This is a genomic window from Kordia algicida OT-1 (assembly GCF_000154725.1).
Classification (GTDB): domain Bacteria; phylum Bacteroidota; class Bacteroidia; order Flavobacteriales; family Flavobacteriaceae; genus Kordia; species Kordia algicida.
Genome location: NZ_DS544873.1, coordinates 2,356,584 through 2,373,319, shown reverse-complemented (window position 1 = coordinate 2,373,319; position 16,736 = coordinate 2,356,584). Strand labels below are relative to the sequence as shown.

At 36.1% G+C, this 16,736-nt stretch carries 15 protein-coding genes; 5 read left to right on the top strand and 10 right to left on the bottom strand.

Translation table 11 applies throughout. From position 1 onward, the window contains the following. Window positions 1–35: 35 nt before the first annotated feature. From KAOT1_RS10180 to KAOT1_RS10150, 7 genes are all read right to left on the bottom strand, one after another. Window positions 36–1,211 carry a radical SAM/SPASM domain-containing protein gene (locus tag KAOT1_RS10180; RefSeq protein ID WP_007094715.1) on the bottom strand — a complete coding sequence of 392 codons (1,176 nt, stop codon included), beginning with the start codon at window positions 1,209–1,211 and terminating at the stop codon, window positions 36–38. After that, entirely contained in the window at window positions 1,195–2,298 is a 1,104-nt protein-coding gene (locus tag KAOT1_RS10175; RefSeq protein WP_007094714.1) for a hypothetical protein, read from the bottom strand. Before KAOT1_RS10175 ends, KAOT1_RS10180 begins: the two co-directional genes overlap by 17 nt. Window positions 2,299–2,301: 3 nt before the next feature. Further along, the gene (locus tag KAOT1_RS10170; protein ID WP_007094713.1) at window positions 2,302–2,541 is read right to left on the bottom strand and encodes an acyl carrier protein; all 240 of its coding nucleotides are present in this window, start codon (window positions 2,539–2,541) and stop codon (window positions 2,302–2,304) included. 135 nt (window positions 2,542–2,676) lie between these two features. After that, window positions 2,677–3,333 carry a nucleotidyltransferase family protein gene (locus KAOT1_RS10165; protein ID WP_007094712.1) on the bottom strand — a complete coding sequence of 219 codons (657 nt, stop codon included), beginning with the start codon at window positions 3,331–3,333 and terminating at the stop codon, window positions 2,677–2,679. Window positions 3,334–3,350: 17 nt separating this feature from the next. After that, complete coding sequence (locus tag KAOT1_RS10160; protein WP_007094711.1) at window positions 3,351–4,301, bottom strand: SDR family NAD(P)-dependent oxidoreductase; 951 nt, start codon at window positions 4,299–4,301, stop codon at window positions 3,351–3,353. Between the two features lie 7 nt (window positions 4,302–4,308). Continuing rightward, complete coding sequence (locus tag KAOT1_RS10155; protein WP_007094710.1) at window positions 4,309–5,409, bottom strand: glycoside hydrolase family 3 N-terminal domain-containing protein; 1,101 nt, start codon at window positions 5,407–5,409, stop codon at window positions 4,309–4,311. Between the two features lie 3 nt (window positions 5,410–5,412). Next, a complete protein-coding gene (locus KAOT1_RS10150) occupies window positions 5,413–5,748 on the bottom strand; it encodes a hypothetical protein (protein ID WP_007094709.1) in 336 nt (111 codons plus the stop codon). Window positions 5,749–6,087: 339 nt separating this feature from the next. On the opposite strand from KAOT1_RS10150, the gene KAOT1_RS10145 reads away from it, so the two are divergent. The 4 genes from KAOT1_RS10145 to KAOT1_RS10130 all read left to right on the top strand — a co-directional run bounded on the left by KAOT1_RS10145 (window position 6,088) and on the right by KAOT1_RS10130 (window position 11,631). Beyond that, on the top strand, window positions 6,088–7,236 hold the full coding sequence (locus tag KAOT1_RS10145) for a carboxypeptidase-like regulatory domain-containing protein (protein WP_007094708.1): 1,149 nt from the start codon (window positions 6,088–6,090) through the stop codon (window positions 7,234–7,236). A 319-nt stretch (window positions 7,237–7,555) separates the two neighbouring features. Continuing rightward, entirely contained in the window at window positions 7,556–8,743 is a 1,188-nt protein-coding gene (gene mnmA, locus KAOT1_RS10140; protein WP_007094707.1) for a tRNA 2-thiouridine(34) synthase MnmA, read from the top strand. Window positions 8,744–9,044: 301 nt separating this feature from the next. Then, window positions 9,045–10,667 (top strand): S8 family serine peptidase, encoded by a 1,623-nt coding sequence (locus KAOT1_RS10135; RefSeq protein WP_007094705.1) that lies wholly within the window; start codon window positions 9,045–9,047, stop codon window positions 10,665–10,667. 4 nt (window positions 10,668–10,671) lie between these two features. Then, complete coding sequence (locus KAOT1_RS10130; protein ID WP_007094704.1) at window positions 10,672–11,631, top strand: NAD(P)H-dependent flavin oxidoreductase; 960 nt, start codon at window positions 10,672–10,674, stop codon at window positions 11,629–11,631. 405 nt (window positions 11,632–12,036) lie between these two features. Here the strand turns inward: KAOT1_RS10130 and KAOT1_RS10125 are convergent, their stop codons facing one another. Continuing rightward, window positions 12,037–13,050, bottom strand: a complete 1,014-nt coding sequence (locus KAOT1_RS10125; protein WP_007094703.1) for a T9SS type A sorting domain-containing protein — start codon at window positions 13,048–13,050, stop codon at window positions 12,037–12,039. Between the two features lie 386 nt (window positions 13,051–13,436). Here KAOT1_RS10125 and gyrB point away from each other — a divergent pair, with 386 nt between their 5' ends. Next, window positions 13,437–15,374, top strand: coding sequence for a DNA topoisomerase (ATP-hydrolyzing) subunit B (gyrB, locus tag KAOT1_RS10120; protein ID WP_007094702.1), 1,938 nt, complete (start codon window positions 13,437–13,439; stop codon window positions 15,372–15,374). A gap of 58 nt (window positions 15,375–15,432) precedes the next feature. Here the strand turns inward: gyrB and KAOT1_RS10115 are convergent, their stop codons facing one another. Beyond that, on the bottom strand, window positions 15,433–16,332 hold the full coding sequence (locus tag KAOT1_RS10115) for an IS3 family transposase (protein WP_007092993.1): 900 nt from the start codon (window positions 16,330–16,332) through the stop codon (window positions 15,433–15,435). A 5-nt stretch (window positions 16,333–16,337) separates the two neighbouring features. Beyond that, window positions 16,338–16,724 carry a helix-turn-helix domain-containing protein gene (locus tag KAOT1_RS23420; RefSeq protein WP_007092873.1) on the bottom strand — a complete coding sequence of 129 codons (387 nt, stop codon included), beginning with the start codon at window positions 16,722–16,724 and terminating at the stop codon, window positions 16,338–16,340. Between the last annotated feature and the right edge of the window lie 12 nt (window positions 16,725–16,736).

Genomic DNA, 16,736 nt, shown 5'->3' with positions numbered 1-16,736 from the left:
AAACCCAAAACCCAATTAATCAAACACAGTCAAGATCACATCCCATTAGAAAACAAAATCTCACACTTCGAACAAATCGGCATCAATTCGTTATTATGTGTTTCGCGGAATTTGGTAAACGTGTCGCCATGCCAAACTTCGTTCATGTCGTTTTCATATAAATTTCCCATCTTAAATTCGGTAAACTTTTTACAGGAAACCACATTTCCAGAAGGCATCACGTCCATACGATTGGAAATTCCCAAACACGTCGCTTTACACGATGGTGCTTCCGATTTCCCTTTGAGATATGCTTCCATTTCATGCAACTCCAAATCAGGTTGAAAACGAATGCGAATGTTCCAAGTTTTTTCCAAAATACGGCGAATCTGCGCCAACAAATCATCATACAATTTCATATCAATATGAAAGTCAAACGATTCCCAAGTACGCTTGCGAATGCGCGGTCTTTCCAACCAAGTAAAATTATCATTATAAAAATTAGTCATCTTTTCCGCTTCGTCTTCAGGAATATACCAAGGGAAATTAAAATACAAGGTATCAATTCCTTTCGATTCAAAATATTCACAACATTCGTACAAATGCGGAATCAAATCTTCGCTAAAAACCGCCGCAATCGAAATATGACCTTTGTAAATTCCCTGTTGTTGTAACGAAATTAAATGATCGAGATTACTCATGATTTTTTGAAACGTTCCTTTTCCGCGTAACTTGTCATGCTGAGCTTCCAAACCTTCCACACTTACCAAAGTCGTTAGTTTTTCCGAGATTTTCACCAAAGAATCTATCTTCCGTTTGATCGACAAACCATTTGTACAAACTACCGTATCTCGCTGATCGTTTGCTAACAATTCCACCAATTCGTTCCAATAGGCGTAAATCATTGGTTCGCCGCCCCACAAATAAATATGTGACTTTTGCTCGCGGGTTTGTTCCAACAATTTTTTGACAATACCAATATCCAAATCACCTTGCACTTTCACTTCTTTTTTGTCTAATTCTCTATGAAATCCAATATCATTCCATTGAAAACAATGTGTACAACGCAAATCGCAACGATTCGTTAACTTTAAACCGATTTCTTGCGGAACTTTTGTCGCATACGTTGGATCTTTCATGCGTTCCGTATAGCATTTTCGCGTAAAATCGATCTTTTCTTTAAAGCGTTGCAACGCTTCTTTTTTGTACGGTTTATTACTTTTTGGTTGCATATATAGATGAGTTAGCGACTAAATTTGTATACGTTTGTATGAAACAAGGTGTTTCTGTTTTTACAGCAAGAATTCGCGATTGCATTTCTTGTAAAAGTGCTGTTTTATCTTTGCTTTGTTGCCAAGCTTCTAAGGAAATTCCGAGTTGTAAATTTTCCCAAAGTTGCTGATTGCTATTTTCGTTCTTTCCAACGGATTTTAAAAACAATAACGGCGTTTCCGTAATCAAAGAATCCATCAACGTCATGCCGCCGGGTTTGCTGACAATCGCTTTACTTTTGGCTAAAACGGTCAAAATTCCAGGATGCTTTTCGTAGTTTTCTAAAGCTAGTTTTGAAGTTGAGTCCATTCTCCCGAAAGGAGGAAAACCATTTTCATACAACGGATTCCAATTCGGTTGATTGGCAAACAATGTGATATTTTTAGCTGAAAGTTCCTGCAAACCATTCACAATTAGGTTCACATGGAAGTCTTTGGTAAATTGTTCCGTTTTCGAAGTAAAATCGCCCAAATCCCAACCGCCACCGTGAATTGTAACGTTTTGAGAACGTTCGGAATAGGGAAGTGGCTTGATTTCAGGAATATTCAACACATAATTAATTTTAGTTGCTTTCGCATCAAAAAAAGAAACATCGTTGGTAATTAGGTTTTTATGTCGCAACAAGGCTTCCCAAGTGGAAGAAACTGCCGAATCTACACGACAGATATCAATCACGCAATTTGGTTGTTGCTTTTTATAATCTTGCAAGGTTTCCAACCACAAACCAGAAAAGCATAAAAAATGCGTAGTGTTGTTGTTAGACCAGTTTTGGAACAATCGTTCTGTTTTCTCGTCGCTTAGTTTTTTGGTGTATTTTACAGGAATTCGTGACGCAATTTGCACCAAACGCACATCTTTTTGAAAAGCTGTTTTGGTAAGTTCAAATTCGGAAGTTGCCTTTTCGTCAAAATAACGTTCAATGATGTAGATATTCACATTGTAATGTAGCGCTTTCAATTGCTCATACACGATCAACGCAGGAAAGTAAATTCCGTATCCAATAACGGAAGTAAGTATGTTGATGGTATGTGATTTGGTAGAATTCATGCGTTATTCAAGCTCTTTTTCAATATAAGCTTTTACGGTTTTGTAGACGAAAAAAGTTTCTAAATCGACTTCTTCCAAATCGACTTCCACGCCAAACACATTTTCAATTTCCAGAATAAAATACATCATATTTAACGAAGTCATTCCTAAATCGGTTGTCAAATTGGTGTCTTCTTTAATATCATTTGGCGTAATAGTTTCGTCCAAAATCTCGGTGAGAATGCTTGCTAGTTTTTCTTTCATTTGATGTGTTCTATTTTTCTGTTTTGGTCAAATCAATATTCTGAACGCCCATTTTTATTTTCAATAACCTTGCAAAAAGAATATTTCATTTGTCAGTTTCTATTTTCTGTTTTTGGTCAAATCAATAGTTACATTTTATCGATTTGTATATAATTTTTCAGCCATCTGTAATTGTGCTTCCGTATTGACAGAATACCATGTTTTTGTATAGGTTTCCGAAGCAACGAGCAATTCTTTCGACATCAATTGTTGCCAAACGTCATAAAAATTTTCTACAGCTTCTGTCATTCCGTTTATTTTTTTCGGATTGAGAATTTGAATGCCCGAACCGTAAATAGAAGTCGTTTCTGTTCTACTTAATGTTGTGATTTTATGATTTTGATGTTGAATGAAATCGCCTTCAATTCCTTTCACTGGTTTTACTGGAATCAACATGCACGTCGGTTCATTGAATTGTTGGTATTGTTGTGAGATCCATTCGAGATCAATTTCTACAATATTATCACACGTCAAAACCAACACAGGTTCGTCTAATTGTTTGAGTAAGGTATGGTAAATCCACCAAGAATTTCCTTTGCCGTTGGTATTGAATACATTGTGAACGCCTTCTTTTATAGCGTATTCCGCGAGTTCAGCACCTTTGTAACCAACCGTAATGCTGATGGTTTCTAAGTTGAGTTTTACAAGTTGTTTCAACGAATTCGCAATCAACATGGCATTATTAAACTGAATCATTGCTTTTGAGGTGTGACTCGTTAGAGGCATCATTCGCAATCCTCGTCCTGCAGCCAATATCAATGCATGTTTTATCAAAAAATATGGTCAGTTTCAAAAGTTAATAATCGTTTCAATGCGTCTTTTGTCAAGTGTTCTTGATTGTCGGTTGCTACCGAATGTGCAATTGGATGTTTCACAGAATGATTGTGAATTAAGTAGAAGCGTTCGCCATTCAAGTCAATAGTAGTCGTTTGTGAAACTTCATACGGATCAATCATGACCTCATCAATACTTTCGCCAGCGCGTGCGGGAATCTTTTTATAGCTTCCGCCATTGAGTTCAATAAAACAGTCTAACGCATCTTGCATTAACACAGTTTTCATTTCGGGACATACTATTTTTCCTTTCGTTTGTTCAATATGATTTAGACAGTTTTCGACCAAGTTTACAGCATCATCCAGACTAAAAATAAAACGTCGCATGTGCGCGCCAGTCGTTTCGATGAGGTTGTCGTTTTCTTTCAGCATTTTTTGCCAAATAGGAAACACCGAACCTGTAGACCAAGCAATATTTCCGAAGCGAACACAGGCAAATTTCGTTTTGGAATCATCATTCATTAACAAAAATAACTTTTCCATGACGCGTTTGGACAATCCATAGAACGAATTGTTTTTTACACTTGCTTTGTCGGTAGAAATTCCGATGACAGTTTCCACTTGGTGTTCAATTGCTACACGCGCTATATTTTGCGAACCTTTAATGTTGATGTCCAAACATTCGTTGGGAAACTTTTCAGCAAGATGCACATATTTTGTCGCTGCCGCGTGAATGATGATGTCAGGTTTTGTCAATGAAAATGTTTCACGAACGGCGTCCATATTGGTAATATCCATTGGAATAACTTCACAACCAATCACTTTCCGAACGCGTTCATTGAGGTAATTATTTCGACCACAAAGTACGACATGATAGTGTTCTTTGAACTTTCGCGCCAACGCACGACCAAGAAAACCTGTGCCACCTGTGATTAAAATTTTTTCCATCTGTGAATTATAAGCCTTTCTTGAATTTTAAAATACGCTGATAGGATTCGTCAATGCGTTTTTCTGAAATTTCGCCATCTGCAATCATCTTTTTAACGATATCGATAATGTCTTGTGGTAAAATCATATCGCGACCTTTCATCGGAATATGGTTGGAAAACATCAACACATCAACACCTGCATGAATTGCCATTTGAATCGATTTTTCAAAACCAAATTGATCGGCAATGGCTTTCATTTGCATATCATCAGAAAAAATGACGCCATCAAAACCAAGATCGCCACGTAAATAGTCGGTCATAATCTTTTTAGAAAGTGTTGCTGGCAATTTAGAATCGTCTAACTTTTCATTGACAATATGTGCGGTCATAATTGCATCTACATTTCCTTCGTATAACAATTTGATATATGGAAACACTTCTTGCTGTTGCCAATATTTGCTCACGTCAGTTACATTATAATGTGAATCTTGGCGCGAATTTCCATGTCCAGGAAAATGCTTTACAACGGTTTTTACATTAAAATAGCGATGACTCAATACAACTTGTCGTGCATGATTGATGATATCTTGTGGATTTTTAGAAAATGCACGATGATTTTTTCCAATTGGCGGATTATTGTCATTATGAACATCCAACACAGGTGCATAATTCACATTAATTCCTAGTTGTAATAAATTGTGCGCAATAATATCGCTGTAATATTTTGTGGAGTCAATATCATTTACTTCGCCTAAATATTTTGCCGAAACCGTTTTTGGAAAACCGTATTTCTGTTTCAATCGATTTACTTTTCCACCTTCTTCATCAATACTGACCAACAATGGCAATTTTGCATGCTTTTTCAGTTTGGAAATTAATCTTTTTAAATTTTCAACGGAATTTAATTTGGTAATATTCTTTTCATAAATCAAAACACCACCGAGTTTTTGTGCTTTAATATCCGCCAAAATCTTATTATCAGATCGTATTTCGGTATCTTTTCCAATACCTAACATCAGCATTTGCCCAATCTTGATATCTAGACTGTCTGTTTTTTTCGTTTGCGAAAATCCTGTGTTCCAAACAAAAAGTAAGGTAATGGCAATAATTCCTATTTTCAATTTCATGTACTACTTTTTTTTAATTGCTTCAATGGTTTTGTCTCCGTCTTGATCGAACTTATGATATTGCTCCACCACAAAATTATCGTAGAAAAAGCAATATGCCAATTCTCCGTTTTTATGAAAAAACAAAATAATCCGATCGGTCAAGTATTCTTTACCTTCAACGGTGTAATATATACGATACTTCACATAAAATATGCCACCTGTTTTAAAATACTCACGTTCTACTTCTTCATTACTCTGGTAAACCGCGTTTTCATAGGGAACACGCATGTTGAAAACTTTTTCAAATTTTGGTTTTAGTGCTTCTTCAAGAGCATCAAAAGTAATGATGGTTTTCATATATGTGATGGAATATTTTCTTTACAATAAAAGTGTGAAATACGAAATATTAAGGTAAATACTACGCTTGATTTAGATCGAATATACGGTAAAAATGATGAAATAAAAAGCACAATAAACAATGTGTAACAAAGTATTAACAGAATTCTAAATACAGGCACAACAATGCGAATTCCGTTTTTTTGAAATCGGATAGGGGAATTTCAACTTTTAAATTGTTTTTATAATGAAAGCAGAGGATTTAACAGATTGTATTATAAACTGTTAAATCTTATAATGCGACGCAACCGAAAGATGAATTGTTCATCTACTACATGACCACCTAACCAAAATTACGACATGAAAATTCAAAAATTAACACTCATACTACTTGTTTTCTCTTTTTTACTTTCGTGTGAAAAGGACAATGATCCAGCGCCTTTGGCAGAAAGTAGCATTTCAGGAAAATTCCTAGCTCCAAATGATATGGATCCAATTGTAAACGGATTGATTACGGCAAGTAAAGACGGAACTGTAGTTTCAGAAACACTCACTGCAACCAATGGAACATTTACACTTGCAAATCTAACCGCAGGAGAATACACAATCACTTTGAAAAAAGGCTTGTTCAGTTCAGAACGTACAGTGGAAGTAGCAGAAGATGACGATATTGACATTCCAAACATTCCTATAGAAACTTTTCCAAGAATCGGAGTCGTAACAGGAAGTTTTGACCACATAGAATCTGTATTATATAACATTGGCTTGGTAAATCCGTTTACGCAAGAACCTTTATTTGACATCATTCAAGGGAGAAACTTAGGAAGACCAGCAGGAGTTGGACATCACGGACAGCATCATGGAAATGACTCAGGAATATTTTCTCCTGAAAACAATAACAATCTTGATCCGAATGTAACTCATACACTTGCTGATTTGGTAGCTTCACCAGAATTATTAGTACAATATGATATTTTATTTTTTAATTGCGGATTGAGTGAAAGCTATACCGAATTCAACGACAATATCTTACAATACGTAAGTAATGGCGGAATCTTATACGCAACCGATTGGGCTTTCAAATACCTAGAAGGCGGAATTACAGGTGATGGACAACAATATATAGATTTCCTCGATCCAGAAAAAAGCGGACGTTCGTTAGAAACCGAAGCAACCATTTTTGACCAAGATTTAATCGATTGGTTACAACTAAACTTTAACATCACACTTAATAATAATGATACAATTCTACTTGACGAATTCTCTCCAGGATGGCAAGTAGTAGAAAGTGCAAATGATGCAACGGTATTAAGCTGGTTTAACGGACCAGTCACATACCGAGATGCAACAGGAACAGAAATAACAGAAAACAAGGACTTGGCGTTTACATTTCAAGTTGGAGAAGGCGGCGTGTTTTACTCATCATTTCATACGGATAACCACGACGACGGATTCAATACAGTGGACAGACTTCTAGAATACTTAGTATTTGAGTTGTCTTCACTGTAGCAACAAAATGTAAACTATAAAAAAAGCCTGAGTGTTCTTTCCGCTCAGGCTTTTTTGTTAATGAAACTCAATTTTATACATACACCAATTTTGGTGCGCTCAGTAATTTCCAATTTCAAAAATACGCTTGGCGCAAAACGACTCGTAAAAACGCGAAAAAGATAGTATCTTTGTCAGCAATTCAGGTAAGCTTCGTCTTATCAAAATAAATAAGCGAAAGGATACAAATGAAACATCCGTGGCTAATGTTTAGTTATGTAGCAAAATGATTATCGGGATGTTCCATCTAGTAGCTTAAAAAAACAATAAGAATAATCAGATGAAACGAGTAATAGTAGGACTTTCTGGTGGAGTAGATTCAAGTGTAACGGCATATCTTTTAAAAGAACAAGGATATGAAGTCATTGGACTCTTTATGAAAAACTGGCATGATGACTCTGTCACAATCTCCAATGAATGTCCATGGTTGGAAGATAGTAATGATGCTATGATTGTAGCGGAAAAATTAGGCATTCCTTTTCAAACAGTAGATTTAAGCGAACAATACAAAGAACGAATTGTAGATTACATGTTCAACGAATACGAAAAAGGACGTACGCCAAATCCGGATGTATTGTGTAATCGTGAAATAAAATTTGATGTCTTTCTTAAAATTGCTTTAGACTTAGGTGCAGATTATGTAGCAACAGGTCATTATTGCCGAAAAGAAACTATTGAAAAAAACGGAAAACAGATTCATAAGTTACTTGCAGGAAAAGACGGAAACAAAGATCAATCGTATTTTTTATGTCAATTATCGCAAGAACAACTAGAAAAATCATTATTTCCAATTGGCGAACTGACAAAGCCTGAAGTGCGTGAAATTGCTGCAAAAGCTGATTTAATTACTGCCGAAAAGAAAGATTCACAAGGATTGTGTTTTATCGGAAAAGTAAAATTACCAGACTTTTTACAACAACAATTACAACCAAAAGAAGGTGTGATTGTGGAAGTACCAAACACAATAAAAAGTTACCACAAAGAATTGCCTGAATTTGCTAGTAAAGAAGAAGAATTGGCATTCTATGCACAAAAATATACGTACAATCAAACGGATGGAAAAGTCGTTGGAAAACATCAAGGTGCGCATTATTTCACCAAAGGACAACGAAAAGGATTGGCTGTTGGCGGAACGGTAGAACCTTTATTTGTGATTGAAACAGATGTGGAAGAAAACGTAATTTATACCGGACAAGGAAAGTCGCATCCAGGATTGTACCGAAGAACACTATTTGTAACAGATGACGAATTGCATTGGGTTCGTGAAGATTTAGCCTTACAAGCAGACGAATCTATGGAAGTCATGGCGCGTATTCGCTACCGTCAACCATTGCAAAAAGCAGTTCTTTACAAAATAGAAGGTGGCGCATACGTAGATTTTGAAACGCCGCAAAGTGCCATCACCGAAGGACAATTTGTTGCTTGGTATATGGACGAAGAATTAATTGGTTCTGGTGTGATTTCTTGATGAAGTTGAAATTGAAACTGAACTTGAAATTGAAACTGAATTTGAAGTTGAAACTGAACTTGAATTTGAGTTAAATCATTACTGTCATATCGAGCGCAGTCGAGATAAGTTCGAAACTGAAACATATGAAAACACAAACGTCAGTTCGAGTAAATTTGTAAAGCAAATTTGTATCGAGAACAACTTTGAAGCAAAAAATCTTAGGAAAAACATAAAACAAAAACCAAAAAGCAGAGAACAAAAAACGAATCAATATAAAACCAAAGCGATCAAAAACCAAATACCCAAAACCTGAAATTCCATGAAAAACCTAATCGGATTCATCATTATACTCGCAGCACAACTCAGTTTTGCGCAAACCGAACACGCTTGGGTATATTTTACAGACAAACCTGATGTTGCAAATTCACTTGCAAATCCGATAACGATTCTGACGCAAAAAGCGATCGATCGTAAAAATAATCATGGAGTTGCTATTGACGAACGTGACGTTCCTGTAAACGAATCGTATATCACGCAAGTGAAAAACCAAACAGGAATTACAGTCAAAGCGAAATCAAAATGGTTCAATTGTGTGCATGTAGTCGGTACACAAACTGATATTGACAACTTGTTGAATCTATCGTTTGTAGATGAAATATTATATGCAGATCGCTCATTAAATGTATCCAATAGACCTTCTGCGGAAGCGAACTCAAATAGAACAAGGGAAAAATTTGAAACCTTAGTCATGTACAACTACGGAAACAGTTCCAATCAAGCAACCATGATTAAAGTAGACAAACTACACGAACTCGATTATACAGGCGAAGGCGTTACAGTTGCTGTGATGGATAGCGGTTTTCCGAATGTAAATACGATGGCGGCTTTTCAACGTTTGCGCGATAATGGCGATTTGCTTGATGGATATGACTTTGTAGATCGTACACCAAATATTTACGCTTATACAGGAAACGGACACGGAACCACAGTTTTGTCAGACATGGCTGGTTATGTAGATGGACAATTTGTAGGAACGGCGCCGGATGCAAGCTATTATTTATTTAGAACCGAAGATGCAGGAAGTGAAACACCTTTGGAAGAATCGAATTGGGTTGAAGCCGCAGAACGTGCCGATAGCTTAGGTGTTGATGTAGTCAATACGTCGTTAGGTTACAATCGTTTTGACGATAGCCGATACGATTATACAACCGCTGATATGGATGGAAATACCGCATTTATCACGAAAGGTGCTAACATTGCGGTTGAAAAAGGATTACTCATTGTAAATTCGGCAGGAAACTCAGGAAATGATGGAACTTGGGGAATTATTACCGCGCCAGCTGATGGAAACGGTTTTACAGTCGGAGCTGTAAATGCTAGTGGAAATTACGCATCGTTTAGTTCGCGCGGAAGAACACCAAATGTTCCCGTAAAACCTGATGTGGTAGCACAAGGCGCAAGTGTATACGTAATTAATTCTAGTAACAGTGTGGTGACTTCGAATGGAACTTCTTTTTCTTCGCCAATCATTGCAGGTTCTATGGCGTGTTTGGTACAAGCGTTTCCTAATAAAACAAATTTAGAGTTGATGCAGTTGGTGCGTGAATCTTCTTCCATCTATACAAACCCTACAATTCAATTAGGTTATGGAATTCCAAATTTTGAAGCGGCATTTCAAACCTTATCAGTTTCAGAAAATAGAAGTGAAGCTACAATTCAGCTTTTTCCAAATCCCGCGAAAGCGATCGTAACGATTAATTTGCCAGAAACTACGCAGAATGCAACCATTACGTTAGGTAATTTGGTTGGAAAAACGATCAAAATATACCATACAACCGCAACTTCTCAACAAATTGACGTGCATAATTTAGCCGCAGGAATGTACTTGTTACGTATTGAAGCAAACGGCGAAAAAATCATCAAAAAACTTATAAAACAATAAACGAATGGCTTTGTTCGAACACAATAGAATCACACAATTATACAAGATACAATATCCAATTATTCAAGGAGGAATGATTTGGGCAAGTGGCTGGCGATTGGCTTCTGCGGTAAGTAATGCTGGCGGTTTAGGCTTGTTGGGCGCAGGATCGATGTATCCAGATGTATTGCGCGAACACATTCAAAAGTGTAAGAAAGCAACCGACAAACCTTTTGGAGTGAATGTGCCGATGTTGTATCCGAATATTGAAGAAATCATGGATATTATTGTGGAAGAAGGCGTGAAAGTTGTATTTACTTCTGCGGGAAATCCGAAGACGTGGACGCCTTTTTTAAAGGAAAACGGAATTACAGTTACACATGTTGTAAGCAGTTCTAAATTTGCTTTAAAATCACAAGCAGCTGGCGTAGATGCCGTTGTTGCGGAAGGTTTTGAAGCTGGCGGACATAACGGACGTGAAGAAACGACGACCTTAACCTTGATTCCGAGTGTAAAAGAACAATTGGAAATTCCGTTGATAGCTGCTGGAGGAATTGGCAGTGGAAAAGCAATGTTGGCAGCAATGGTTTTAGGTGCCGATGGCGTACAAGTTGGAAGCCGCTTTGTGGCAACAGATGAAGCATCTTCACATATAGAATTCAAGAAAAAAGTGGTTGAAGCCAAAGAAGGAAGTACAAAATTAATGCTGAAAGAATTAGCACCAGTTCGTTTGTTGAAAAATAAATTCTACGAAGATTTAGAAGAATTGTATACAAAAGGTCCATCTGTAGAAGATTTAAAAGCTTTGTTGGGCAGAGCGCGTGCAAAACGTGGAATGTTTGAAGGCGATTTGACAGAAGGCGAATTGGAAATCGGACAAGTTTCTGCATTAATTCACGAAATCAAACCAGCGGGAACAGTGGTTGCGGAAATGGTAACGGAATTTCAGGAAAGTATTGCTTCGTTAGATCGCTTACGCTGTTAGACTTGGCTTAGCCTTTTAGAATTTTAGATTCGCTACGCTGTTAGATCGCTTTGTTCAATTCGAGGATTTAAAAATTGAAGGTTTCAACGTTGTTTTTGATACATTATTTGATTTAAAAAAAATATTTGTGAGGAAGAACAGTTATTTCCGATGTTATTTTTTAATATTTTGGTATTGTTTAAAACATCTTTATATACAGAAGACGTCAGTTCGATTGACTTGATAATGTATCTTTTCCATTTTTAACCTAAGCAATTATAAATAGAAATCTAAAAGAGTGAATTTTACGATTGAAAATGTGTAAAATTTGTATCGAGAATAGATTTTTGTACCTCAAAATCACTCAAACTGACGTTTCTTGATATTTTTTGAATTCAAACGCACAATAAAAGTATAAATGTACTATTACTGTTTGATAAACTTCTTAGTTGTTATTGCGCCACTTTCAGTTTCTAGCGTGATAAAATACATTCCTTGTTGTAAACTTGTTACAGGAACTCTCGCTGTTGCTATAGAAGATGTAAAAACATTTCTTCCTTGTACATCTACAATAGAAACCTTTGTAATCACTTGATTATCTTTTGAACTAATGGTGATAAAGTCTTTTGCAGGATTTGGGTATAACTCAAAACGAGAAGCATCAACTGTATTTCTAGACAATGTTATTTCAGTATTGCGTTCATGTGTTTCGGTAGTCTCGTTAATTCCCAAAAATCCAGAAACAATACTCGCATTTGTGTACCTAAAAGCAATATTGTCGGCTGTATTATCATAATAATAATACGTAGTTTGTGTCAATGTTCCGATGTTATTAAAAATAGGAGGAATGCTAAAACTTAGGTTTTGATCAATTCGTAAACGTGTTACATTCCCGATATAATCTGGTAAAATTGGATCAGGAATATTCAGTGTTCCGTAAGCTTCAACTGTTGCTGTAAACGTTCCTGTAAACGTTCCGTTGGTTCCTTGGTATGTAAACGTTCCAGCGACAGCGCCAGAGTTATTATCGCCAAAATTTAAAGGGAATAATCCGATAAAAGCATTCGTTGTGCTATAATTTAATACAATATCACCTTGTGAAACACCTGTAATGTATGTACCACTTCCGTCTTCTCGTTGAAAAAACTCACTTACTGTTGGTGTCCCACCTTGTGTTGTAATAGAAAGTACTTCGGTAGTACCAGGATACGTAGATAATTGTGTGGCAGTTGGAGCTGCATACGTATCAATATTTGTTCCTGTTGCATTCAGATTATTAAATGTCCAAACCGCATTTGCTCCAGTAGGTGTTTGATCGATTGGTGCGCTAGGATTTACAATTGTAAAATCTGAATTTGGATCACTGTTAAAACTAGAAATCGTTTGTGAAAAAGCTGCAACACTAAAAAACGTTGCAAGTAAAAGTAATTTTGTTTTCATTAATATTATTTTAGTAGTTGTTAGTTTAGCTATGTAAAGCTACTAAAAACATATCATGAAAGCTGCTAACTAGGTTATTTTCTTCATTAAAAAGTCAAGTTGTAAGTATTTTAAGTAAAAAAAATAACGGCTATAAATCGTTTCTGAGCGATATTTAAAATTTCTATTCAGATACTAAGAAAAAAATATATCAAAATTGCTTCTAAAGCTATTTTAAGACGCTCTAAGCAATTTTCTTTAAAAGTGATAAATGTTAATAACTATTTAAAAAGCTGCTTAAAAGTGTTTAAAAATGAATTTTTGAAGTGTTATATTTGTTTGTTTAACAACAACATGAAGTAGCACGCAAAAAGCAATGCTAAAACTATAAATTAAGTAGCATATTTATGAGCGAAGAAAACAAAAATCAATATTCTGCTGCCAGTATACAGGCGTTAGAAGGAATGGAGCATGTGCGTATGCGTCCTTCCATGTATATTGGAGATGTTGGTGTACGTGGATTACATCACTTGGTATATGAAGTTGTCGATAACTCTATTGATGAAGCATTGGCAGGTCATTGTGATACGATTAGTGTAATTATTAATGAAGATAATTCGATTACTACAGAAGACAACGGTCGTGGTATTCCTGTTGGAATTCATGAAAAGAAAGGTGTTTCGGCATTAGAAGTAGTGATGACAGAAATCGGAGCTGGTGGAAAATTTGACAAAGATTCGTATAAAGTATCTGGAGGATTACACGGAGTTGGTGTAAGTTGTGTGAATGCACTATCAGATCACCTCAGAGCCACCGTTTACAGAGATGGAAAAATCTGGGAACAAGAATATGAACGCGGAAAAGCATTATATCCTGTAAAAGCTATTGGAGATTCAGACAAAAGAGGAACGGTAGTTACGTTTAAACCTGATGCTTCAATCTTTACACAAACCTTAGAATATAACTACGAAACGCTTGCCAATCGTATGCGTGAATTGTCATACCTAAACAAAGGAATCACAATCACACTTACAGATAAGCGTAACAAAGATGAAAAAGGAGAATATATTGGTGAAGTATTTCATTCTCAAGAAGGATTAAAAGAATTTATCAAATACTTAGATGGAAACCGCGAGCAAATTATTGCTGATGTCGTTGCCTTTGAAGGAGAAAAAAATGGAATTCCTGTTGAGGTTGCTATGACCTATAACACTTCGTACTCTGAAAACTTACATTCATATGTAAACAATATCAACACGCACGAAGGTGGAACGCACTTATCAGGATTTAGGAGAGGTTTAACGCATACGCTGAAAAAATATGCGGAAGGAACTGGAATGTTAGACAAACTAAAGTTTGATATTTCGGGTGATGATTTCCGTGAAGGACTCACGGCTATTATCTCTGTAAAAGTTGCAGAACCACAATTTGAAGGACAAACCAAAACAAAACTAGGAAACCGTGAAGTATCTGCGTCTGTAAGTCAAGCAGTATCTGAAATGCTAACGGATTACTTAGAAGAACACCCAGACGACGCAAAAACCATTGTGCAAAAAGTTGTATTGGCTGCACAAGCACGTCATGCTGCTCAAAAGGCGCGTGAAATGGTGCAACGTAAAACGGTCATGAGTATTGGAGGATTGCCTGGAAAATTAAGTGATTGCTCTGAGCAAGATCCTGCAAAATGTGAAGTATTTCTTGTCGAGGGAGATTCGGCAGGTGGAACGGCAAAACAAGGACGTGATCGTAATTTCCAAGCAATTTTGCCGTTGCGTGGTAAAATCTTGAATGTTGAAAAAGCCATGCAACACAAAGTGTTTGAAAATGAAGAAATCAAAAATATTTTCACAGCTTTAGGAGTAACGATTGGAACTGAAGAAGATAGCAAAGCATTAAACCTTTCAAAACTTCGATACCATAAAATTGTGATTATGTGTGATGCTGATGTCGATGGTTCGCATATTGCCACATTAATCCTTACGTTCTTCTTCCGCTATATGAAAGAATTAATTGAAAATGGACATATTTACATCGCTGCGCCACCACTATACTTAGTGAAAAAAGGAGCAAAACGTAGATATGCTTGGAACGATGAAGAACGTGATGCTATTATTGAAGAATTTGGTCAAGGAGCAAACATTCAGCGATACAAAGGTCTTGGAGAAATGAACGCTGAACAGTTATGGGACACTACGATGAATCCAGATTTTAGAACATTACGTCAAGTAATGATTGATAATGGAGGAGAAGCAGACAGAGTTTTCTCTATGTTAATGGGAGACGAAGTTCCGCCACGTAGAGAATTTATTGAGAAAAATGCAGTATATGCAAATATTGATGCATAAATAATCATACATTGACCCGTCCTAAAAAACCGTTACAGTTATTTAGGATTAAAAATAGTTAAAACACAGATAAGACAGCTGTCTTATCTGTGTTTTTTCTTTTATAGGTTTTTATGTTGACTTTATTTTGTTTGTGCATCTGTTCTGGAGTTAGCATTTGACATGATAAATGCGGTCTTTTGGTATTATAAACTTTAATACTCTGTTGTACTATTTTCTTCATTAGTTTGATGTCTATTTTAGAGGTGCCCATTAAAAACTCTTGTTTCAAGATTCCGTTGATTCGCTCTGCTACTGCATTTTGATATGGATCATAGGATTCTGTCATACTACATTTAATATGACTCTTAGTTAATATTCTTTGATATTGATTACTACAATATTGTAAACCTCTATCAGAATGATGTATTAGCCTTTCCTTGGGATATTTTCTGTTTTTAACAGCTTGCTTTAATGCTTTTATAGAACTATCTACTGCTAAGGTATTGGATAGATAATACCCAACGATCATCTTAGAATATGCATCTGTAATAAGCGATAAATACATGGGATTAGCTCGATTACCTACATAGGTAATATCTGCTACCCAAACTTGTTCTGGTCTGTTTACATCTAAATTCTCTATTACATTGTTATGTTTTCTAAACCGATGATGAGAGTTAGTAGTGATATGATAGCTCCGCTTGGGTTTAATCAACATATGATTTGCCTTTAAAATAGCAAATAAACGATCTCTGCCGACACCTAAACTACGTAAAGACTCTTGTAGAATATGATATAACTTCCTTGTGCCAATGCGTGGTTGCTCTATTCTAACAGATTGAACCAGCTCTATCACATCACTAGCAATACACTGTCGTTTCTCTTTTGAACGTATCGCTCGGTAATATACTTGCCTGCTTACCCCAAGTAACTCACAAGTAGATGAGATACTTTCTCTGTAATGTATTCTAAACATATCGATTACTTGGGTTTGGAGTTTTTTCTGATAGGAATATTAAACTCTTTTTCTGCTAAATCAATCATCATATCAAACAAAATAGCTTTCTTGTCAGCACGCTCCGCCAGATGTTCTGCACGAGCCTTCTGCTTTTCTAACAGTTTGATTTTTTCTTCTAATTCTAAAATCTTTTGTTCTGGAGTCTTTGTCATAGAAAGTGGAGTTTGATTATGCCAATCAAAGTTACCATATTTTTTTAACCAAGTTCTGATGGTAGATCCAGATTGTATACCATACTTTGATAAGACTTGTGAGCGTGTCAGTTTGCCCTGTTCAATCTCTTGAACTACTTGGAGTTTAAAAGATAATGAATAATCTTTTTGAGTACGTTTTACATAATTTGTTTTCATTACGCTTAAAAT

What these genes read in the sequence shown, in the direction of transcription:
- KAOT1_RS23420 (WP_007092873.1), bottom strand. Translation starts at nt 16,724, where the DNA reads ATGAAAACAAATTATGTAAAACGTACTCAAAAAGATTATTCATTATCT.
- KAOT1_RS10125 (WP_007094703.1), bottom strand. Translation starts at nt 13,050, where the DNA reads ATGAAAACAAAATTACTTTTACTTGCAACGTTTTTTAGTGTTGCAGCT.
- KAOT1_RS10150 (WP_007094709.1), bottom strand. Translation starts at nt 5,748, where the DNA reads ATGAAAACCATCATTACTTTTGATGCTCTTGAAGAAGCACTAAAACCA.
- KAOT1_RS10130 (WP_007094704.1), top strand. Translation starts at nt 10,672, where the DNA reads ATGGCTTTGTTCGAACACAATAGAATCACACAATTATACAAGATACAA.
- mnmA (WP_007094707.1), top strand. Translation starts at nt 7,556, where the DNA reads ATGAAACGAGTAATAGTAGGACTTTCTGGTGGAGTAGATTCAAGTGTA.
- KAOT1_RS10135 (WP_007094705.1), top strand. Translation starts at nt 9,045, where the DNA reads ATGAAAAACCTAATCGGATTCATCATTATACTCGCAGCACAACTCAGT.
- KAOT1_RS10175 (WP_007094714.1), bottom strand. Translation starts at nt 2,298, where the DNA reads ATGAATTCTACCAAATCACATACCATCAACATACTTACTTCCGTTATT.
- KAOT1_RS10160 (WP_007094711.1), bottom strand. Translation starts at nt 4,301, where the DNA reads ATGGAAAAAATTTTAATCACAGGTGGCACAGGTTTTCTTGGTCGTGCG.
- gyrB (WP_007094702.1), top strand. Translation starts at nt 13,437, where the DNA reads ATGAGCGAAGAAAACAAAAATCAATATTCTGCTGCCAGTATACAGGCG.
- KAOT1_RS10115 (WP_007092993.1), bottom strand. Translation starts at nt 16,332, where the DNA reads ATGTTTAGAATACATTACAGAGAAAGTATCTCATCTACTTGTGAGTTA.
- KAOT1_RS10145 (WP_007094708.1), top strand. Translation starts at nt 6,088, where the DNA reads ATGAAAATTCAAAAATTAACACTCATACTACTTGTTTTCTCTTTTTTA.
- KAOT1_RS10155 (WP_007094710.1), bottom strand. Translation starts at nt 5,409, where the DNA reads ATGAAATTGAAAATAGGAATTATTGCCATTACCTTACTTTTTGTTTGG.
- KAOT1_RS10180 (WP_007094715.1), bottom strand. Translation starts at nt 1,211, where the DNA reads ATGCAACCAAAAAGTAATAAACCGTACAAAAAAGAAGCGTTGCAACGC.
- KAOT1_RS10170 (WP_007094713.1), bottom strand. Translation starts at nt 2,541, where the DNA reads ATGAAAGAAAAACTAGCAAGCATTCTCACCGAGATTTTGGACGAAACT.